This window comes from Terrimonas sp. (assembly GCF_003075435.1).
In the GTDB taxonomy this organism is placed as follows: Bacteria; Bacteroidota; Bacteroidia; order Chitinophagales; family Chitinophagaceae; genus Agriterribacter.
The window spans coordinates 37,386-59,736 of sequence record NZ_QCZJ01000033.1 but is presented as its reverse complement, the minus strand read 5'-3'; the positions used below and the strand labels follow the sequence as shown (position 1 = coordinate 59,736).

Here is a 22,351-nt window from a genome sequence, read left to right as displayed (position 1 = left end):
GTGGGTCAACATGCAAGAATGTACTTTGACAATACATGACCATCCCTAATCAGAGTGGGTCAACATGATCAGGAATGATGGGTCAGCATGTGCAGGAATAGTGGGTCAGCATGTGCAGGAATATACAACTCTGAGAAGCGGAAGTTGTGAATTGCTTTCAAATTATTAAGTAGCTTAGTTCTTTTACAACATTCTATCGTCATCTTACCCTTGCCCATTAGTTGTGAATTGCTTTCAAATTATTAAGTAGCTTAGTTCTTTTACAACGGCATCTCGCTTACGATTCATGCGGGTATAGTTGTGAATTGCTTTCAAATTATTAAGTAGCTTAGTTCTTTTACAACCTCGACCGCCTGACTTGCTATCCTGTTAACGTTGTGAATTGCTTTCAAATTATTAAGTAGCTTAGTTCTTTTACAACTGATGTTTTTGTAAAACCCAATTGAAACAAGTTGTGAATTGCTTTCAAATTATTAAGTAGCTTAGTTCTTTTACAACTATATGATGCACTACTGTAAGCCGTAGGAGTTGTGAATTGCTTTCAAATTATTAAGTAGCTTAGTTCTTTTACAACCGCATGTTCAGCAGCTTCCCAGCTGCCATGTTGTGAATTGCTTTCAAATTATTAAGTAGCTTAGTTCTTTTACAACTTTAGCCCATAACCATCCATCAGGCAATTTGTTGTGAATTGCTTTCAAATTATTAAGTAGCTTAGTTCTTTTACAACCGACGCGTTAATGTATCTTGAATCACTAGGGTTGTGAATTGCTTTCAAATTATTAAGTAGCTTAGTTCTTTTACAACAAATCGACGCTTTAACCCGTCTTGAATCTGGTTGTGAATTGCTTTCAAATTATTAAGTAGCTTAGTTCTTTTACAACCGTTGCTTCGCGACCGTTCAACAGGTAATGGTTGTGAATTGCTTTCAAATTATTAAGTAGCTTAGTTCTTTTACAACAAGGAAAGCCATTACGCGGGCTTCGGTGTTGTTGTGAATTGCTTTCAAATTATTAAGTAGCTTAGTTCTTTTACAACTTCGGTTTGCTCCAAGTCAACAACAGGGGGGTTGTGAATTGCTTTCAAATTATTAAGTAGCTTAGTTCTTTTACAACGGGGTTGGCGTTGCCGCATCGTCACCGTGAAGTTGTGAATTGCTTTCAAATTATTAAGTAGCTTAGTTCTTTTACAACACAACAAGTTTTAACAATGCTAACCTATGAGTTGTGAATTGCTTTCAAATTATTAAGTAGCTTAGTTCTTTTACAACATTTTTTCTTTTAAAGATGAAAGCTAAAGAGTTGTGAATTGCTTTCAAATTATTAAGTAGCTTAGTTCTTTTACAACCCCTGACATTAACGATTCATACAATAACAGGTTGTGAATTGCTTTCAAATTATTAAGTAGCTTAGTTCTTTTACAACCTTTTTAATGTCAAACATATTATCTACGTTGTTGTGAATTGCTTTCAAATTATTAAGTAGCTTAGTTCTTTTACAACTGAAATAGTAATGCATGGCTAGGGATAGCTGTTGTGAATTGCTTTCAAATTATTAAGTAGCTTAGTTCTTTTACAACCAAGTAAGTAGTAAGAGCCACTATCATCCAGTTGTGAATTGCTTTCAAATTATTAAGTAGCTTAGTTCTTTTACAACCCTGTTTCATTCAGGTTTTCATCATCATAGTTGTGAATTGCTTTCAAATTATTAAGTAGCTTAGTTCTTTTACAACGCCGCCGGTTGCCGTTAAGTCATACTCACTGTTGTGAATTGCTTTCAAATTATTAAGTAGCTTAGTTCTTTTACAACTGCGTTTAGGTTTTATATAAGCGCGTACCGTTGTGAATTGCTTTCAAATTATTAAGTAGCTTAGTTCTTTTACAACTCAATCAGTAAAGAATGCAATATCCTACTTGTTGTGAATTGCTTTCAAATTATTAAGTAGCTTAGTTCTTTTACAACTTAGGATCTGTTAATGTAAAAGGCGTACCGTTGTGAATTGCTTTCAAATTATTAAGTAGCTTAGTTCTTTTACAACTGTGAGCTGGGATTATGCCATTTACCAATCGTTGTGAATTGCTTTCAAATTATTAAGTAGCTTAGTTCTTTTACAACAGAAATTTGGTAAGTGCTTGTTTCTGAACTGTTTCAACGGATTTCCGGGATGGGAAAAATGGTTTTAACTTCGATTTTTTCAATCCTGGCCTTCCAAAAAGCTGCTTGATAAACCTATAAGGTTTGCAGGGCTGTATAGCAGGCTGCAAGCTTTATAGGTTTTTTGAAGCGCTCTAAAATAATTCCAACTGCTGTGCTACCGGCGGCGTATCCGTAAGTTCCTTTCCCCTGAAAATCTCCATCATGCTGAATTGTTTATCGGTAATGCACATAATGCCTACATGCCCTTTTTCAGGAAGGATTTTTTTCACTCTTTTAATATGCACATCGGCATTTTCCTTGCTGGCGCAGTGTCGCAGGTAAATGCTGAACTGGAACATATTGAAACCATCTGCCATAATTTCTTTACGGAATTTGGCATAGATCTTCCTGTCCTTTTTGGTTTCTGTGGGAAGATCAAAAAATACAAGTACCCACATAATGCGATATGCGTTAAGGCGTTCAAACATAAAATAAATGCGGTCGCTCCGGCTCCCCGAAGGGGGAGAGATGCTACTACGCACAGATCCATAGTTTCGGTGCGTAAAAAAGTATAAAAATGATGTATGCTGGGTTCGGTAATGAGGGTGTGCTGCAAACCTTATAGGGTTGAGATAGCCTTCAGCCCATCTCCGGGTACAGTATTTTCCTTGCCTTTCCTTCGTAACATTTTGCCAGGCTGGCGGTGGTACGCTGCACCGCATTCATTAAAGGGCTTTTCTGTCCGTCAATCTGCACATCCATTGCGGGAATTTCAAGCAGAGCTTTCTTCATAGAGGGTGTCATCTCAAGGAATTTTCCGTTGCCTCGTATAATCTGGCAGACGATCTTATCAACAAATGGCCGGTAGGGTTCCATAATATCATCTGCAAGGCAATAGGCATTGTATTGGTTACGGTGATGGATGCCAAGCGTTGGCAACAGTCCTGAGGCTGTAAGGCTTCGGGCAACCAATGCTCTCAGTATAGCATAACCGTAGTTCAGTAAGTTGTTGGGTGGAGGTCCATATCTTTCACGCCGGAATTCCAAAAATTCCGGGAATATCTTTTTCCAGTAATATGCGGCGGCTTTGGCTTCATGATTGTCGCTGTCGCCGCTTTTTACATCCCTGGCATAGGTGAGCAGTAGTTTGTGTTCTTCGCGTTCTAACTGCAATAACGCCGCCTGGTTTTCTATTTTGCAGGTTACGGTTTGCTGCCACAATTGCTTTTTTAAAGGTAAAGAAGCTTCTATCTGTGCCTGGAATTTCTGGCTTTGCAGCGTGTGCCCATCCAGGTTGAACATCATACCGGTTGGGTGATGTGTATCATCGCAGGTAATTACTGCTGTATTATTTGCCAGCAGTTTTGCCATCAGTGCCTGTGTAAGGGTAATTTGCTGATGATCCAGTATCAATAACCCTATATCTTCAATGGGCGCCGATTTTGTTTCGCCACTGTCCTGCATCTCAATCACCAATTGATCATTTCTGGTTTTGAGATAGGCCGGGTTACCGAAATAAAGGGTTCGCTTGATCATGGGAAGCAGGGTTTATAGTAAATGGATTGTATGCTTTACATTGCCGGGGTTAGCTGTGCAGTCTTCTAAGGGGTATTGCCGGAGAGTAAATATTTATCAGTAACTCAAAGTATTCTAATTTATTGTTTTTTTCTGTATTTATTGATTCTTTCCAGCTCTTCTATATCAGCTTTGTCTTTCATTCTGCCGGTGGTTAGCTTTGACAGGATCAAATGATTATAGTGTATTACAGGAATGTTTTTATTCTTCAACGGAAAATAATTTACATAGTTTATTATTTCCTCAAACTTTAGGTTGTCGATTAAAGTATGAAAATCAGTTCTGCGTGGCTTTTCTCCAATGCAGAATACAGATAATGGGTTGTTGAAATCCATACCATGGAGTGATGCTATATCTGTTTTCTCTATGCCAAAATCAATTAACGCATTTGCTAATCTTTCTTTATTGGCATTGCTCGATTTCAGCCAAATATCCAGATCTCCTGTAATTCGTTCATAACCATAATATATGACAGCATAGCCACCTACCACCATAAAATCAACCCTATGTTTGGCTAAACATAATAATAATTCCTGGTGTTCTTCTATGAGAATATTCATTATTTCTTAAATTTTATTCGCTTGCTCATGGGTTGTTTAAGCTTTTCGTCATATATATTTTTTATAAGTTTCGTAGTGTTTTTTAGATGCTCAACTGGGAGAATTACTGCCATTTGTTTGGCTTTGTCCTCATCCATTTCTTCAAAAGATGAAAATTGTTTGATTCTATAGTTAGAGTATGAGCTTTTAGATTTAGCCATAACAAAGATGGTTTTTTAGTTGTTCATCGAATTTTTATATGGTGATATATTGCCTATGCGACCAATCAATAATCCTATATCTTCAGTCAGCGCCGATTTGGTTTCGCCGCTGTCCTACATCTCAATAATCACGGATTGTTATTGGTTTTAAGAAAAGCAGGATTGGTGAAGTAAAGAGTTCATTTGATCATACTATTTCCATTGAATTGTACCGTCCATATTAACCACGAAATCATATTCTTCACCTTCAACTAAAAAATCATATTTGCTATAGCTAAACCTCAATGTTGGTTTTGGATTTTCCCAATCAATTTCTGATTCTAAATACTTTTCCTCTATTTTATTTCTTGCTTCTAAGTGATATTTAAAATTCAATCTTCCGTCCTTTTCAAAATTAGTATATACATAAAGTCGATTAAAAATATCAGCATGGCTTAGATCTTCCCTTATTTCTTCGTCTTTTACAAAAATTACCCTTGCCCCAGGTGTTAAAATGTATTTTAAATCTAATTGCTTCTCTGTTTTTCCTTTCTTGATGGAAATAAATGGCGTAAATAAATCATTCTCGGTTTCAATATTCTCTACCGAAAGTGCCTGTGCTACCTCCATTAGGTTTCTGAAATCAAAATCTTTTTTCGTTTTTTCTTTATCCTGATACAATGCAAAATAACTGTTGGTTGCATTTGCAGCGTAATAATGTTGCTTGTATACTTTTGAAGAAAGATAGGTTTGCTTCTTGATTTGCAATGGTTCGGAAACGCTTGCCCACACACGGATATGGCGAATTTTGCTACCATGAGGATCACCGTTTTTATCTAATAAATGAATACCTGCTTCAAAGGCTTCTTTCAAACCTCCAGCTTTATCAATTTGCTTTTTTATTTGGGCTTTCAATCCATTATCAACAACTTGTTTTTCGATTTCTTCCCAAGTTTTAAACCCAGGTGCATCAGGTTTCGATTTGTATTGAAATGGTACACGGATGGTAAACTTCAACTTGTCTTCCTGCATAAAATTACCGTTTTCATCTTTTTGCATTCTTCCATTTTCGTCAAGTTTGGCAGGTTTCATTGCCCCGTAGAATGTTTCCTGATGCAATTGCCCACGGATGCTATCGCCGGTTGCTATTTTCACCTTATCGGTGTCTTCTATAAATTGAATCTTTCCTCTTTTGCGAATCACTCTTTTTGCCCTGGAAAGGAACTGAATATTGTTCAGGCTATTAATAAGTACATTATCATCAATTTCAAAAATAGAACTGACATTGAATGCAGGAAATGGTTTTAATGTTTGGAAGTTTCTGCCTTGTTCCAAATCTTCAAAATACGCTTTCAGCATTTCTTCCCGCTTGGCTGCTTGCGGAATTAAGGTCAAAACGGTTGCATCTTTTGCATGATGTGAATGTTTGTTCCTGTCTTTTTTCCCATCGAAATTCTGTGGTTGAATAGCATAAATTTTTCTAAAAATGGCAGTTACTTCTCCTTTTTGCACATCCACTTTTTCGAAATAAGTTTTAAGATAGTGTAAAGCATATTTTGAGATTAATTGCGTATCTACTAATTGACTGTTTTTAAAGCCGGAAGTGATTTCCTGTACTTTAAATCGTTCAACTTTACTGCTCCAATATTCCAGTTCCATCTTCCAAAGATGCTTTTGCCTGATAGCTTCATCTTTCCATTGTTTGTCTGCTGCCTTTTTCGATTTGGTTTGCCAGAAATCTATTTGTTGTTTTATGCGTTCAATTTTTTCTTCCCAGGGTTTTATATTTTCTAAAACTAATTCATAGTCCTTTTCAGGCAACTGTGATGGGATTTTATTCTTCTTAACCGTTCGGTTGAACTGCATAAATGCAACTGTTTTATTCGCTAACGAATTATCAAAAGACTTGCTGCGAGGTAAGGTATGCTCAAAGTCAATTACGTTGGTGTTAAACAAATCGCTTATACTGATAATTTTTCCGGTATAAATGCAGATACATTTTTGTTCACGCCACAAGCGATATTTTTCAATATCTGTTTTCTTTGCAGTAATATCTTTGTATGATTGTTTTTTGTTTTCATTCCATCGGATGCCTTTAATTTCCTTTTTTACCTCTGAAATTTCCGGTACGGATTCTTCTTTGTTCTGTTCGTACCAAAGCCGCATTTTATCAATATCAGCTTCTTTTTTGCTATCGGCGCTCACTTTTTCCTGCTTCACTAATTCATCTATCGCCGCTGCAAACTCCATATTTTCTGCTTCTCTTTGCCGCTGCCAAGCCTCGATAGCCCAACGCTTATTTGAATCGCTTAATTGTCTGGCAACTTCAACCACTACTCTTGTATCTGAATCTATTTGGTTGGTTTCAATCAGGTAGTTCAATAATTTTTTCAGTTCCTGCAAAGTACGCATTGCCATTGGGTTCTTGAACGAACCCGTTTTGGGGCTACCCATTTTTACCTCACCATTTTCATCGGGCATTGCAGGTGGATAAATGCTAATGTCGGAATGATGATAAATCTTTTTTAGTTTTAAAACGTCAATTTTTAAGGTCTTTGAAGCATATTCAGCTAAGGTGTCTTTTAACTTAGGTTGTTTGTAGAAGCCGGAGTCCGCTTTGTAATAATTTTTGCCATTTGAAGTAATCAAAAAATATCTTTCTCCATCAATATCCACACGCTCCAATTCCTTTGTTTTGAAAAATGACTGATAACAATCTTTTACGGTTAAAAAAGTCATATCAGCTTCTTCTTTTGTTTTGGATAGCCAAACGCTTTCTCCATAATGGTCAATAATAGCATCTGTTATGTCTTGTACATCGCTTTCATCAAGTATATAGCCTTCATTTTTGAAGCCAAATTTCTGATCCAAATTTTTGTATTTGGCAACAAGGCCATTGATGATTTGAATAATGTGTTTTTCGTCCCGATTTTCTTTAATGACATCACCAATGTTTTGTATAAATAAAGCTTCACTTTTACTCCACAATTCTTCACCAACTAGTGAAGGTAAGTTAGCAAGCAATACCGATTCGGTGTATTGCAATCCTTTAAACAAAAAGCGATTAATTTTATCAATAGCATTAATGCTCAGCATTCCATAGCCAACAGGCAGTGCGTTCCATGCATATACGAATTGCTTGGTCTTTTCTTCATCTAATTTTAATTTCTCTAATGCAAACGCTGAAACAAACTCCTGGTCTTCAAACGAAAACAGAACATGCCAAATATCATAAATGTCGTAATGGCTTTTATTTTCTTTGGGTGATGGTACTTTTTCTATTTTTATATCCAGGTAATCATCGCCAAAAATATCCTTCAACCTTGCAGAAACCGGACAGGCTGTAACCGTTTGTTTTGATTTGTAATTTAAAATCCACTTATAACCCTTCTTTTTTATGAAGTCGGCAATTTCAGAAAACGGAAAATAGGCTTTAGATTTTCTGAAAAACTTTTCATTGAGTATTTCTACTTTTAATTCCAATGAAATCGGTTTCCAAATCGAATTTTTATTATTTTCTTCTTTGAATTTTATATTGTTTAAAAACTGCCACGCTCTGAACAATTCAAAACTTGGGTGACTTATCGGCGCCCGATATTTACCAACCTGAAAAGATTTATTTGTTTTTGGGTCTATACGTGTTTCCTGTTCCAGTGTACAAAGCCCAATCAATCCTTTTTGTGAGCGCAATGGACGTTTATAAAAAATAGCACCGTCATTTTTGTTTTTGCCGGTTTCAACCAATCCTTTATATAAATCACTATCTAAAGAAATGTTTTGAAACTTGAAAATTTCGTTGATTTCCTCTTTAAAATTTTCACGAATTGCATATTGCGCCATATTTTCCCGAATACGCACTCCATCATCTTCCAAATATGCAAACAACGAACCGATGGTTTTTGCTTGTGGATATTTTTGAAACTGAGTTACTAGTTCTTTATTTTTTTTCTTTTCAGAATACTGCAAGTCAATATCTGCACCTTCGGTATTTTCTTTTACATCATCACTACCTTTTCGGCTACTTTTAAACCCTCTTCGTTGGGCAATGTGATATAATGCCCTGCCTAATCTATATCGGTTTGCTTCTTTCGAAAAATCAAATTTCTCTTCCACTAAATTTCTCCTTAATTGATAAGGACTTTTGTAGTTGGGAATTCCATCGCCATCAAAATCCATCTTTATCCATTGCTCAAAAAGAATTTGATCTTTGGGATAAACCCTTCCGGCATTTTTATTTTTTCTTGCTTCTTCTTTTGAGTAATGTCTCCATTTATTTAAACCGTCTAATGACAACGGGCAATAGCCTTCCTTAATTAAAACATCAAGCGTTGCCCATAGCCTGTATTTTCTTGATTGGTACAAGCGACGGGTTGAACGCTTTTTGGTGCGTTCCGCAGCATAGGAGTATTCTCCGGTTTTGCTGTTGCCAACACCTTTGGTGTAGGTTATTACACCAGCTTTTTCTATCTGATTATCAGGTAATTGTGTATTTCTGATAGACCATCCAACACTATTTGTACCTAAATCCAATCCTAAAATTTTGCTCATATCTATACTTATTTTAGATTTGCAGTCGAAAGACAATTCACAATAAGGCTATAAGCCGAAGAAATTCTTAGCTCTGCCTCGGTGGAGCTTTTTTATTTGCAAAATAATAAAGAAATGAGGACATACTTAAACAACAAAATTCGTTTTGTATTAATTTTTTCATATTATTGTGAAGGCAGTAGATAAAAAGTTGCAAATTTTTAGGGCAAGTCTCCAAGCCTTGCCTATAATTTCCCCCAAGGATTATATATTGACTGCTCCTCTTATACACGTGTTACAATCTAAATATGTTGTTTAAGTGTTGTGAATTGCTTTTATTGGTGGCACTATCAAAGTGCCGCCTTTTTTATTCCCCGAAACTCTCTTACTTGAAATTACGGACAAGGGTTCATGTAGATGATATTGCAGGTAATGCAAGCAACGGGTTGAAGAGTTAAGTTACAAACTTTCAATCAAAAAAACCGCAAACATTGAAGGCACAATCCTATTTCCCAAACATCCTCTCCAGATAATCCTTCTTAAACGCAATATAGGTGGGGTTACCGGATGGCGTGATATTCGGTTGCGCGGTGGCAAACAGCTCTTCGCCTAATGTTTTCATTTCCTGTTGGGAGAGTGAGCGGCCGGGTTTTACAGCGTGCTGCCATGAAAGACTGCGGATCAGTTTTTCTCTTCTTGAAAATTTTACCTCGCTGTTAAAATGCTTGAACTGTTCCAGCATTTGCTCGATGGCGGTTTTTTCATTACCGGTTTCCACATCGGCAGGAGTGCCGTGTATTACAAATGTGTCTTTCCCAAAAAGCGCTATTTCATAACCTAATACGGCAAGATCCGGTAAAAGCTCCTGCAATAATGCTGCATCTGCTGCAGCAAGCGGCACGGTTAATGGAAACAAACTTCGTTGTATTGGAATAGGTTTACCCTTTGCTGCAATAATATATCGCTCATACAAAATTCTTTCATGCGCTGATTGCTGGTGTATGAGTATATAACCGGTGTTGGTGGAAGCCACTATATAGGTATTGTGCAATTGCAGCATGGGCACATCTTCCAGTAATTGCAATTTTTGATCGCCGCTTCCCTGCAGGCTTCGGTTAGCCGTAACCGTTTGTTCGTATTCTAATTTGTCAGACACCGGTTCAGTATGAGCGGCAAGCAGGCTTTTAAAGCCGCTTTGTTGTTTGGGTTCAGGATAAAAATCTTTCCAGTGCTTCAGCTCACTTTTGCTGTCAATAAAATGCGCCTGGTTTTTTTGCGTGAACGTATTGTAGAGCGAGGATGCTTCGGCATTTGTTTTCTTTTCTTCGGTAAAAGGCTTTTCCACGGCATCCAGCTTTTGTATGCCGGGATCAAGATCAAAATTTAGTGTGGGCATAATGCTGAATTGCGCCAGCGCGTGTTTTACGGCTGCCTGCACAAAAGCATATATGATCTTTTCATCTTCAAATTTTATTTCCTGCTTGGTAGGGTGCACATTAATATCAATCTGCGCAGGGTCAAGATCAATAAACAGCACATACATCGGGAAACTGTCTGCCGGTATCATTGCCTGGTAGGCGCTCATTACCGCGTGATTCAGATATGCGCTGCGGATAAAACGATTGTTTACAAAGAAATACTGGTCGCCTCTCGTTTTCTTGGCGGTATCAGGCTTTCCTGCAAAACCATATATGGTAAGGTAATCCGTTTTTTCCTGCACGGTTACCAGTTTGGCATTATAGCTTGCACCAAGCAAATGAACAATGCGCTGCTTGAGTGTGCCTTTTTCCAGATGAAAAATTTCCTGCCCGTTGGCAGTGAGCGAGAAAAATATTTCAGGAAAGGCCATTGCCACACGGATGAACTCATCCACGATATGGCGCATTTCCACGGGATTGCTTTTCAAAAAATTCCTTCTTGCCGGCACGTTGAAAAAAACATTTTTCATGGCAATGCTTGTTCCTTTCGGAAAAGCGATCATCTCCTGGTTTTTTACAACGCTGTTCTCTATTTCTATTAATGTGCCGGTTTCGTCTTCCGTTTTCCGTGTTTTGAGTTCCACCTGCGCCACAGCGGCTATGGAAGCAAGCGCTTCGCCGCGAAAGCCCATGGTACGTATGCGGAACAGGTCGTCTATATTATTTATTTTGGAAGTGGCATGGCGTTCAAAACTCATTCTCGCATCGGTTTCGCTCATGCCGCTGCCATTATCTATCACCTGTATCAATGATTTGCCTGCATCAGCCACAATCAGTTTGATCTCTGTTGCACCTGCATCCACCGCGTTTTCAAGCAATTCCTTTACCGCGCTTGCCGGCCGCTGAATCACTTCACCCGCAGCTATCTGGTTGGCAATATTATCCGGCAGTAATTGAATCTTATCTGACAAATGCTGAAAGTTTAAGCGGCAAAAATATGTGAAATTGAGGATAAAAGCCTATTACTGCCTGCTCCTGGCTGCCGGTAGGTGAGCTGCTGCTCCCTTTCACTGGGAAAGGGAGCAGCAGCTATAGAATAATATCAAACGCTATAACTACCACATCCGCATTTTAATATATCCAGATAAAACGTTTTCTGGTATTTGCTTACACTTTGGTATTCATAACCATCCGTGTACTGCATTTCATCAACCTGCTTTGAGTTGGAGCACCCCTCTACACTCGTAAAGAGGGTCCGGGAGTGAGGAATTTTCAAATTTTCAAATCAACAGATTTTCAAATTCATTCCCACATTTCCATATTCCCGTATTTCTTTAAATTCGCTTCATTATGAAGTATATTTTTCTTACATTATTCGCGTTACAGTCTCTCTCCATATTTGCACAGCGCAGTAGTAGTTTGCCCGAACAGGCATGGGTGGATAGTGTTTTTGCAACACTCAGTGAAAACGAAAAAATTGCACAGCTGATGGTGGTGCGTGTCTCTTCAATCAGTAATGGTAAAGTAACTTTTTATGGCGACGAAGTAAAGCAGGCAATCAATACCTACAATATCGGTGGCATCTGTTTATTCCAGGGAGGGCCGGTGCTGCAGGCAAATTATTTGAATGAATTTCAGGCTCTGGCAAAAACACCCTTGCTGGTTTGTATTGATGGCGAAAATGGTTTAGGCATGCGCATGGATAGTGTGCAAGCCCTGCCAAGACAGATGATGATGGGCGCTGTGCAGGATGCGCAATTGATTTACCAGTATGGCAAATGGGTAGGGCAGCAATGTAAACGTATGGGCATACAGGTGAATTATGCGCCGGTGGTTGATATCAATAATAATCCTGCTAACCCGGTCATCAACGACCGTTCCTTTGGTGAGAACAAATATAAAGTAGCGGAATATGGTGTTGCGTATATGAAGGGTATGCAGGATGTTGGCGTTATGGCTTGCGCAAAGCATTTTCCCGGGCATGGGGATGTGGCTGTAGATTCGCATTATGATTTACCGGTAATTAATAAAACAACAGAACAACTTGATTCGCTGGAACTATACCCTTTCCGCGAAATGTTTAAGGCAGGTGTAGGCAGTGTAATGATCGCTCATTTGTTTATTCCGGCAATAGATAATACCGCCAACAGGGCAACTTCCATCTCTTATAATAATGTAACCAAATTGATGCGGGAACAAATGGGTTATAACGGACTTTCATTTACCGACGCGCTGGAAATGCAGGGCGTAAAAAAGTTCTTCCCTGATGGAAAAGCTTCGGCAGAATCATTGATTGCCGGTAATGATATGCTTTGTTTGCCCGGCGATATACCCGGAAGTATTGAAGAAATAAAAAAAGCCATCCGTAAAAAAGACCTGACCTGGGCACAGATAGATGAGAGGGTAAAGAAGGTATTGCGTGCAAAATATCAATATGGACTAAGCAATATACAACCCGTAAATATAACAAGGCTTGCAGATGATTTAAATGCTCAAACGCCGCAGATCAGTAAAAGCATCGCAGAGAATGCCATAACAACATTAAAGAATGATGATAATATCATTCCGCTGGTTGTTCCTCAAAAAATTAAAAAAACAGATAAGGATTATAAGGTGGCTTACCTGGGAATTGGTATTGGTACAGATAATGCCTTTGCCCGGAGAATAAGAGCGGATTATAATGCAGACGCGTTTTATTTTAACTATAAGGAAGACGGAACACGCATTGCCACACTTGCCTCCCTGCTTCAGACAAGATATGATGTGGTAGTGATCGGGCTGCATAATTTTAATCGTTTCCCGGCAAATAATTTTGGCATCAGCGCATCATCTGTACAATTACTTAAGCAGGTGCAGTCCGGTAATAAAGCCATAACATTTGTATTCGGTAATCCTTACGCGGTAAAAAATATGTGTGATGCAAAAAACCTGGTAGCCTGTTACCAGGATGATGCTATTACACAAACTGCCGCCGCTGATGTTTTGAGGGGTGTAATAGTTGCAAAGGGAAAATTGCCGGTTACGGTTTGTGAAAATTTTCCTTATGGCTCTGGTATTGAAACAAAGCCCTTGCCCTTTGCACAAACAGTAAATGCAGATAATAACCAGTTGAAATTTGCAGCTATTGATTCAATAGCAACAGTAGCTATTACCCAGCGTGCAGCACCAGGTATGGAAGTGATGGTGGTAAAGAGCGGACGTATAGTTTATCATAAGGCGTATGGTTATTACAGTTATGATAGTACAGAGAAAGTAAAGCTTGAAACACTGTACGACCTGGCATCTGTTACCAAAATTTGCGCAACCACTATGTCGGTTATGCGTTTATACGATCAGGGCAGGCTTGACCTGAACAAAACACTTGGATATTATATTCCTTCTGTACGGGGAACGAATAAAGCTAACCTGAAAATTGACGATATATTGTTGCACCAGGCAGGGCTAAAAGCGTTTATTCCTTTTTACAGGGAAACAATAGATACAGCAACCGGCATTCCTTTTAATGGTTTTTATAGCAAAACACAATCACTGCAATACAGTGTACCTGTTGCCGATAGTATGTTTATGCGCAAGGATTGGGGTGATACCATTTATAAAAGAATCCTGCAAAGTGAAGTGATTCCTCCGGGGAAAAAATATATATATAGTGATAACGATTTTATTTTTCTCGGTAAAATAGTAGAGGCCATCAGCGGTATGCCTTTAGAGGAATATGTATATAAAGAATTTTACCGGAAGCTCGGGCTGACCACTACCGGTTTTCTGCCATTGAAACATTTTGCCGCAGACCGTATTTCGCCAACAGAGAATGAACAGGCTTTCAGGAGGCAATTGTTGCGCGGGTATGTGCACGACCCCGGCGCCGCAATGTTTGGCGGCGTTGCAGGACATGCGGGTTTATATAGCGATGCTTATGATCTTGCCGTATTAATGCAGATGGTGCTGAATGGTGGAACATATAATGGTTATTATTTTTTCTCTCCCGAAACAATTAAATTATTTACAGCATATAGTAGTAAGATCAGCCGACGCGGTTTAGGTTTTGATAAGCCTGAAAAAGATAATGCAACAAGAAAAGAACCCTACCCCAGCAAATATGCATCTCCCCAAACTTTCGGGCATACCGGTTTTACCGGCACCTGTGTGTGGGTAGATCCTAAGTACGACCTGATCTACATTTTTCTCAGCAACCGCGTAAATCCGGAAGGAGGAAGCAATGGAAGATTGTCGAAGCTGAACATACGGTCTGATATACAGGACGCGATTTATAAGGTGCTGGAATTGAAGTGAGGAAGGGATAAGGAGGAAGGTGTATGGCGTAGGGTGAAGTGTATAAAGAAAACGGGTGGCTGAAACACCATAACCGTCAATTCAAGCCCAAAGGGCTTGAATTTGAATAGCCGTGAGTGGAACTCACGGTAAAATGGCGGAGTTTTTGTTGAACCCCGCAGGGGTTCAATGTAAAAACCGTTTCATTCGACCACCGGTTGCACCGATGGCTATTCAAATTGAACCCCATTCGGGGTCTTTTGTTGCTCATATTTTTTAAGTTGACGGCTATGCTGAAACACCAACTGCTGATAGCTGAAGGCTGACTGCTGATACCCCTCACCTTTATTCTGCCTGTTTCATATGTATATACTGCGTAGGCGTCATGCCAAATTGTTTCAAAAAATTTCTCCCAAAATTATTTTGCGACTGAAAACCTGCCATGTCAGCTATTTCCGCAATTCTGTACCTGCCTTCCGCCAGTAGCTCCGCTGCCTTTTTAAGCCGGGTTATATTGATCAATTCATGAGGCGTAAGGTTTGATATGCCTTTGATCTTTCTATACAGTGTGGGGCGGCTCATATTCATGGCTGCTGCGAGCTTTTCTACATCAAGCATAGTGTCTTCCAGGTATTGTAAAATAATGCTGTGCAGTTGTTCAAGAAATGCTTCATCTGATTTTGAGTGCGCTATACTGTTGATATGCGCAAGTGGAGAATTAGCGAAATATTCTTTTACCCTGCTGCGGTTATTGAGCAGGCTGGCAATCTGTGCCTGGAGATGAGCAGGTGAAAAAGGCTTTTCGATATATGCGTCAGCGCCAATTTCCAATCCCTCAATTTTTGATTGAAGTGTATTTCTTGCCGTTAGTAATATTACAGGTATATGGCAATGATCAATATTGGTTTTTATTAACCTGCATAGTTCAAAGCCGTCCATCTGTGGCATCATCACATCACTTACAATCAACTGAACGGTTTCATGTTTTAGCATTTCCATGGCGCTTATTCCGTTAAGTGCAGTATGAATGGAATATTTTTCCTGCAGCTCGTCTTTCAGAAAATCCAGGATTTCTTCATCGTCATCAATCAACAATATAGAGGGCAGCATAGCAGTACTATTTTTTTATAGTATAGGTTTTGTGTGGTGCAACGGCAGCATTAAAACGAAGGTATTTACTTTTTCATTCATCCTTGGTTTCAGGTAAAGCCTTCCCTTGTGCAATTGTGTTAGTGAGCGGGAGAGCGCCAGCCCTATACCAGTTCCTTTTGACCGTTCGGTTTCTTTCAGCCTGTAAAACGGTTCAAAAATTTTTTCGCTCTTATCATCCGGAACCAGGTTACCATCGTTGGTCATCTCCATAATAAAATTATTTTCCTGTGCGTACAGGCGTATTGTAACAGCCCGCGCTGCATATTTTATGGCATTGCTTAAAAGGTTAGTGATTATTTTATTAAAGGCATCTTCATCTACCCATGCTATAATATCCGGGGTGGGCAAATCAAGCATGCAGGTAATATTTCTTTTTTCTGCCAGCAGGCGGAAATCATTATTGGTTTCAATAAGTATAGCGTTTATGTTACAACGGGTGAAGCTGAGGGTGAATGCATTTTCTTCTGTTTGCCTGAAATCAAGCAGTTGATTGGTGAGGTCTACGAGCCTGCCGGTGTTTCTCTCCATGATGTGAATGTTCTTTTGCACATCAGGTATATTTTCTGTTTGTTGAACTATTTTTTCGAGCGGTCCTTTAATCAGCGTTAATGGTGTTTTAATTTCATGAGCCACATTGGTAAAAAAATCTATTTTGGCTTTATACAATTCTTTTTCTTTTTCATGCTGCATTAATTCTATTCTGCGCTGATGTTTTTCCTGCTGGCGAAAGTGATATCTTCTTATAAAATAAAAAGCGATGCCCATTGCCGTTAGCGTATACAAAGCATATGCCCAGGCAGATTCCCATGGTGGAGGTAATACCTTGATGGTAAGCTGTGCCGGTATTGTGCTCCATGCTCCGTTTCCTGTATTGGCTTTTACATTAAATACATATGTACCTGCAGCAAGATTGGTGAAATACGCTTTTCTGTTGGTTTTTAATGCTGTCCATTCTTTATCAAGCCCGTGCATGATGTATGCATATTGTGTCATTTCAGGAGAAATAAAACTTAATGCGGCAAAATCAATACTGAAGGAGGATTGCAGGTAATTCAGTGTGATCTGTTCTGTTTGCAGTATAGATTCGGAAAGTAACCCGGATTGATCGCCCGCTTCTATTTCGCGGCCGTTTACCTGCAGTCCTGTTATATATACAGAAGGTATTTGCGTGTTGGTAACAAAGGTTGCGGGATTAAAGCTGATCATACCTTTAACGCTTCCAAAGTATAGCCTGCCATCCCTGGTTTTACAACCTGAATTATAATTAAACTGGTCATTTAATAATCCGCTGGATGCTGTATATACCCGGATGCTTCCCGCAGAAGCATTCATGCGCACCACTCCCCGGCTTGTGCTCACCCATATATTGCCTTCATCATCTTCCTGTATTTTAAAAATATAGTTACTGGGTAACCCATTGGTGATATTATACCTTGTAAAAGTTTGGGTTGCTTTGTTAAACCTGCATAATCCATTGCCTTCTGTGCCAACCCACAACACACCTTTACTATCTTCAAACAAAGTATTCAGCATATCCCCGCTTATGCTGCTGCTGTCACTGGATTGGTGCCGGAAATTGCCATATGTATTTTTATACCGGTTGTAATAATATAGTCCTTTATTCAACGTGGCAACCCATATCGTGCTGTCTTTGCCTTCAATAATATTGTAAACAAAATTGTTGCCCGGCAACTCCTGCACATGAGTAAAAGTTTTTTTCCGGGGGTCGTAGCTTGTAAGATCGAGCGTAGTGCCGATCAATATTTCTCCTGAGCTTATTTTACAAAGGCTCACAATAAAATCGCTTTGAAAAGTATCAGGTCCGCGCTTATAATGTTTGAGTATCTTCCCGCTATGTATATCCATCACATCAAGCCCCTGTTCAAATGTACCTACCCATATTTCATTATCATTAATGGCCAAGCCGTGAATATTATAGTGTGATAAGGTAGACGGAGTGCCATCAGGGTAAAACCTTGTGATCTTATTGGTGCGTGTATCAAGCTTATTCAAACCACCGTCTTCAATACCTATCCATAGATTGCCTTGTTTATCTTCTTTAATCTCCCGCACAGCATTCCCGCTTATACTATTACTGCTGCCATCCGGAAAATATTTTTGAAAATAATTGTACTGTTTTGAAAAATAATTTACGCCACCAAAATAAGTGCCTGCCCAAATACTGCCTTCCCTGTCTTTAAACAGGCAATAGGTAGCATTATCAGACAATGCATATGGGTTGTTGAATTGCTTATTGAGATTGGTGTGGCTGCCGGTACGTGTATTATATATGTGAATGCCGGACTCACTTGCAAGCCAGAATTCCTCTTCACTGATTGCAATGCAATCACGTATATAAATAGGAGAACGGTCTTTATTCCAGGTCAGTACATCTTTATATTCACCCGTGCTGATGATGAATAATTTTAAGCCCTGGTGAATAGTGCCTAACAATAAGCTGTCTTTACCTGCAGGCACAATTTTAAATATCCAGCCTGAAGATGCGGCAGGAGAATGATTGAACACATTATATGCAGAGGAGGTTCCTCCTGCAATATTATAACGGATCAGCGTTTCATACGTGGCGAGCCATATTATATCATCTTTATCAATGTATAAGGATGATATACTGGCATTGCCGGTAATATCAACACGTGTTGCTTTTGGAGTGCCGGAAGTATACCGGTATAATCTCCCTCCCATAATAAACCATATAACGCTCTTGCTGTCCTGCGCAATGCCGCTTACGATCGCGGAAGCGCTATCATCCGTTTGCAGTTGTTTAAATTTTTCCGTTGCAGATAAATAAGCATAGATACCGCTTTCAGTTCCTATCCATAATTGTTGCTTACTATCCTCAAATAACTGGTGTACAAAATTGTTGCCGATGCTCACGCTGTCATTTTCAGCATGCCTGAAAATTTTAAAATTATTGCCGTCATAGCGATTCAGCCCGTCTTTGGTACCAAACCACATAAACCCTTTATGATCCTGTAAAGCACAAAAAACAGTGTTGTGCGAAAGTCCGTCTTCTACCTGGTAATGCCTGAAGTAATAACCCTGGGCATAAACATGTTGAAGCAACAGCAATGAAATCGTTACCAATAAAATAATTGCTTTTTTCACAAATAGTAAACAGTCGTTTCAACAAAAATAGAATTATACAGGTAAATGGTATAAGAGAAAATGTTTATTCCTGTAAATAAAATATTGCCGGTGATACAAATTGAAGAAATTATGAGACAGATGAAACAGTATAACAGGTAAAATGTTTTTTTCTTCACATCGACAAAATAATGGAAACGATTCCATTTTATTTTTTAAAATAATAACTGCCATATGAGTGAAAATTTCCTTGCCAGGCGATGCGCTCAGATTTATGTCTCCTCACATAACGTTGCATCGGCAATTAAAAGGATAACAATGCTTTTTGCAATCCTTTTTTGTTTTTCTCAAATCTCTTTTTCTCAAAGCAACCCGGTTAATGTTACCGGTAAGGTAACAGATAGCACAGGCAATGGTATTGCCAATGTTACTGTTACCGAAAAAGGAAAGAAGCGTTCTGTTATTACAGACGGAGAAGGTTTATTCAGTATTGCGGTGGCCTCTCAGAATTCGGTGCTGGTATTTACCTCTGTAGGATTTGTGTCGCAGGAAAGAAAAGTAGGAGATCAGGCTGCATTGAACATTACACTCCAGGCTTCCAATACCAGTATGGAGGAAGTGGTGGTAGTGGGCTATGGAAGCAGGAAAAAGCAATCGCTTACAGGCTCCGTAGCTACGGTAACTGCTGATGATATCAGCAGGGTACATGGCGGCTCTACTGTGAGTACAGTGCTTGCAGGTAAATTACCCGGTGTAAGTTTCAGGATGCCTGATGGCAGACCCGGCGCTTCTGCCAATGTGCAGATACGTGGTATGGGCGATGCCTTATTTGTAATTGATGGTATACAGCAGGATGCCGGGCAGTTTAATAACCTGGCGCCAAATGATATTGAAAGTATTTCTGTGCTGAAAGATGCTTCTGCCGCTATTTATGGTATACGTGCAGCAAATGGTGTTGTTGTAGTTACCACCAAACGTGGGCGGTTGAATAGTGGCAACCGCATCAATTTTGATTCGTATGTAGGGTTTCAGAACTGGATGCGCTTTCCTGATGTGTTAACCAACTCTTATGATTTTATGCGCTACAGGGCCGAAGCGGAAATTAACCGTTATGGCTCTACTACCATTACACCAGAAGAGATTGAGAAATACAAACAGGGTACAGAACCCGGGTACCAGAGTTTTAACTGGAAAGATTTTATCATCAAACCTAATGCGCCCATCAATTCATTTAACCTGAATGCTACAGGTGGTACTGATAAACTGAACTATTATTTGTCTGCAACAAACCTGTATCAAAACTCTCCGCTCGGAAGGGAATACCTGTTTAAAAGAACCAATATCCAGAGTAATGTAAATGCTAAAGTAGCGAATGGCTTAAAAGTAGGTATGATGATCAATGGAAGAATAGAAACCCGTGAAAACCCGGGTGTGCCTGGTGGTGATGATTACTGGCTGGCGCGTTTTGCCATCCTGCGTAACACACCATTGGAGCGGCCGTATGCTAATGATAATCCTGAATACCTGAATGACATCAAACATAATGAAACAAACTGGGCTTATCTTAATTATAAAAATGCAGGTAAATTAAAAGATGACTGGCGTGTATTACAGGCCAACTTTACCGCGGAATATGACATTCCCTGGGTAAAAGGGTTATCAATAAACGGTATGTATTCCTATTATCTTGCCGATAATTTAATGAACAACCAGGAATTTACTTATAAAACCTATACCTATGATGCAGTAGATGATGTTTACAAACATACCGGCGGTAGCACTAACCCGTGGCGCGAAAGAAACCAGGTAAAACAAAATAATATTACCACGCAGTTACAGGTAAATTATAAAAGGTCATTTGGTTTACATGATATAGCCGTGACGTTCGTGAATGAAAGGATCTCTAACTCAAGGATACGCAACTGGATACACTCTGTACCCAGCAGTAACGCGTTGCCATTGATTTATTTTAATACTGCTGATACATATACAGATGAAGATAGCAAGGAAGCGAGAATTGGATATGTTGGAAGATTTAATTACGGCTATGATAACAAATACTTCCTGGAAGTTGCAGGCAGAAGGGATGCGTCTTATATCTTTCCTCCGGATAACAGGGTAGGTTATTTTCCTTCAGTATCTGCCGGGTGGCGTATTACAGAGGAATCTTTTGTGAGAAACCTGCTGGGCAATTCCAGGGTGATAAGCGATATCAAACTCCGTGCATCTTATGGTATATTGGGTGACGATGGTACGAGACTGGGGCTTGGTGCATTCAGGTATATTGAAGGGTATGATTATAACCAGGGGATAGCTATACTGGATGGTATTGCTGTTGTAGGCTCAAGAGACAGGGGTGTACCTACTACCAATATAACCTGGTTAAAAAGCCGGATGACAGATGTTGGTGTTGACTTTGCTCTGTTTAACAATAAGCTGACAGGTACTTTTGACTATTTCTACCGCAAGCGTTCAGGCCTGATCACTGCAAAAAATGATGTGCTGGTTCCTTCTGAAATCGGCTATACATTACCGATGGAAAACCTGGAAAGTGATGCGCAGTATGGACAGGAATTTTCACTCGCCTATAACGGACAGGTGAGGGATGTTGCAATAAGAATAGGCGGTAATGTTTCTTACTCAAGATCTAAATTCCTTCAACGGTATAATCCTCTTTTCTTTAACTCATGGGATCAGTACCGCAACTCAAGCGTAAACCGCTATACAAAAATTGCATGGGGGTATGAAGTGGTTGGCCAGTTCCAGTCTTTTGAAGAGATCAACAAATACCCTGTTAATATTGACGGACAGGGTAACCGCACATTACTTCCCGGTGATCTGATCTACAAAGATTTTAATAATGATGGAATGATCAATGATTACGATCAAAGACCTATTGGTTATGCAGGAGGAAGTCTGCCTAATATAAATTATGGATTGAGCATTGGTCTGGCTTATAAAGGTTTTGATTTTACTGCTGATTTCTCCGGTGGAGCAGGATACTCCTGGTATCAGGATTGGGAAACCCGATGGGCTTTTCAGAACGATGGAAACCTTAATACCATTTTTACGGATCGTTGGCACAGGACTGATATGTATGATTTGAATAGCGAGTGGATACCGGGCAAGTATCCGGCCAACAGGTTTAATGAATCCGGGCACAGTAATAATAACAGGATGTCAAGCTATTGGGCACACAACCTGAAATACCTGCGTGCCAGAACTATTGAATTGGGTTATTCGCTTCCTTCTCATTGGATAAGCAAAGTAAAAATGCAGCGTGCACGCATTTATGCAAATGTGTACAACCTGTTTTCGATTGACAACCTGAAAGAGTTTGAATTGGATCCTGAAGTAAATGACGAGAATGGCTTGCAGTTCCCGCAAAGTACAGTCTTCAATTTTGGCGTTAACCTTTCCTTTTAAAACTAACG

At 39.3% G+C, this 22,351-nt stretch carries 10 protein-coding genes and 1 CRISPR repeat array; of the genes, 2 read left to right on the top strand and 8 right to left on the bottom strand.

The genetic code is table 11. The features are described from left to right. Positions 1 to 143: 143 nt before the first annotated feature. Positions 144 to 2,111: direct repeats of the CRISPR family, unit length 47 nt; unit sequence GTTGTGAATTGCTTTCAAATTATTAAGTAGCTTAGTTCTTTTACAAC. A 173-nt stretch (positions 2,112 to 2,284) separates the two neighbouring features. The 6 genes from cas2 to mutL form a co-directional block, all read right to left on the bottom strand. Beyond that, positions 2,285 to 2,674, bottom strand: a complete 390-nt coding sequence (gene cas2, locus DC498_RS22940; protein ID WP_240628080.1) for a CRISPR-associated endonuclease Cas2 — start codon at positions 2,672 to 2,674, stop codon at positions 2,285 to 2,287. A gap of 97 nt (positions 2,675 to 2,771) precedes the next feature. Beyond that, on the bottom strand, positions 2,772 to 3,668 hold the full coding sequence (gene cas1, locus DC498_RS22935) for a type II CRISPR-associated endonuclease Cas1 (protein WP_116876490.1): 897 nt from the start codon (positions 3,666 to 3,668) through the stop codon (positions 2,772 to 2,774). Positions 3,669 to 3,787: 119 nt separating this feature from the next. Next, positions 3,788 to 4,267, bottom strand: a complete 480-nt coding sequence (locus tag DC498_RS22930; RefSeq protein ID WP_116876489.1) for a nucleotidyltransferase — start codon at positions 4,265 to 4,267, stop codon at positions 3,788 to 3,790. Next, complete coding sequence (locus DC498_RS22925; RefSeq protein ID WP_116876488.1) at positions 4,267 to 4,467, bottom strand: hypothetical protein; 201 nt, start codon at positions 4,465 to 4,467, stop codon at positions 4,267 to 4,269. The genes DC498_RS22930 and DC498_RS22925 overlap by 1 nt, the downstream gene beginning before the upstream one ends. 192 nt (positions 4,468 to 4,659) lie before the next feature. Then, positions 4,660 to 8,994 carry a type II CRISPR RNA-guided endonuclease Cas9 gene (cas9, locus tag DC498_RS22920; RefSeq protein WP_116876487.1) on the bottom strand — a complete coding sequence of 1,445 codons (4,335 nt, stop codon included), beginning with the start codon at positions 8,992 to 8,994 and terminating at the stop codon, positions 4,660 to 4,662. 484 nt (positions 8,995 to 9,478) lie between these two features. Next, on the bottom strand, positions 9,479 to 11,362 hold the full coding sequence (gene mutL / locus DC498_RS22915; RefSeq protein ID WP_116876486.1) for a DNA mismatch repair endonuclease MutL: 1,884 nt from the start codon (positions 11,360 to 11,362) through the stop codon (positions 9,479 to 9,481). A 379-nt stretch (positions 11,363 to 11,741) separates the two neighbouring features. On the opposite strand from mutL, the gene DC498_RS22910 reads away from it, so the two are divergent. After that, complete coding sequence (locus DC498_RS22910; RefSeq protein WP_116876485.1) at positions 11,742 to 14,681, top strand: glycoside hydrolase family 3 N-terminal domain-containing protein; 2,940 nt, start codon at positions 11,742 to 11,744, stop codon at positions 14,679 to 14,681. Positions 14,682 to 15,005: 324 nt separating this feature from the next. Here the strand turns inward: DC498_RS22910 and DC498_RS22905 are convergent, their stop codons facing one another. After that, complete coding sequence (locus DC498_RS22905; RefSeq protein ID WP_116876484.1) at positions 15,006 to 15,770, bottom strand: response regulator transcription factor; 765 nt, start codon at positions 15,768 to 15,770, stop codon at positions 15,006 to 15,008. Positions 15,771 to 15,785: 15 nt separating this feature from the next. Further along, the gene (locus DC498_RS22900; protein ID WP_116876483.1) at positions 15,786 to 18,938 is read right to left on the bottom strand and encodes a ligand-binding sensor domain-containing protein; all 3,153 of its coding nucleotides are present in this window, start codon (positions 18,936 to 18,938) and stop codon (positions 15,786 to 15,788) included. A 297-nt stretch (positions 18,939 to 19,235) separates the two neighbouring features. On the opposite strand from DC498_RS22900, the gene DC498_RS22895 reads away from it, so the two are divergent. Next, the gene (locus DC498_RS22895) at positions 19,236 to 22,343 is read left to right on the top strand and encodes a SusC/RagA family TonB-linked outer membrane protein (protein ID WP_116876482.1); all 3,108 of its coding nucleotides are present in this window, start codon (positions 19,236 to 19,238) and stop codon (positions 22,341 to 22,343) included. Positions 22,344 to 22,351: the final 8 nt, after the last annotated feature.

What these genes read in the sequence shown, in the direction of transcription:
- cas9 (WP_116876487.1), bottom strand. Translation starts at nt 8,994, where the DNA reads ATGAGCAAAATTTTAGGATTGGATTTAGGTACAAATAGTGTTGGATGG.
- DC498_RS22930 (WP_116876489.1), bottom strand. Translation starts at nt 4,267, where the DNA reads ATGAATATTCTCATAGAAGAACACCAGGAATTATTATTATGTTTAGCC.
- DC498_RS22905 (WP_116876484.1), bottom strand. Translation starts at nt 15,770, where the DNA reads ATGCTGCCCTCTATATTGTTGATTGATGACGATGAAGAAATCCTGGAT.
- DC498_RS22895 (WP_116876482.1), top strand. Translation starts at nt 19,236, where the DNA reads ATGCTTTTTGCAATCCTTTTTTGTTTTTCTCAAATCTCTTTTTCTCAA.
- cas1 (WP_116876490.1), bottom strand. Translation starts at nt 3,668, where the DNA reads ATGATCAAGCGAACCCTTTATTTCGGTAACCCGGCCTATCTCAAAACC.
- DC498_RS22925 (WP_116876488.1), bottom strand. Translation starts at nt 4,467, where the DNA reads ATGGCTAAATCTAAAAGCTCATACTCTAACTATAGAATCAAACAATTT.
- DC498_RS22910 (WP_116876485.1), top strand. Translation starts at nt 11,742, where the DNA reads ATGAAGTATATTTTTCTTACATTATTCGCGTTACAGTCTCTCTCCATA.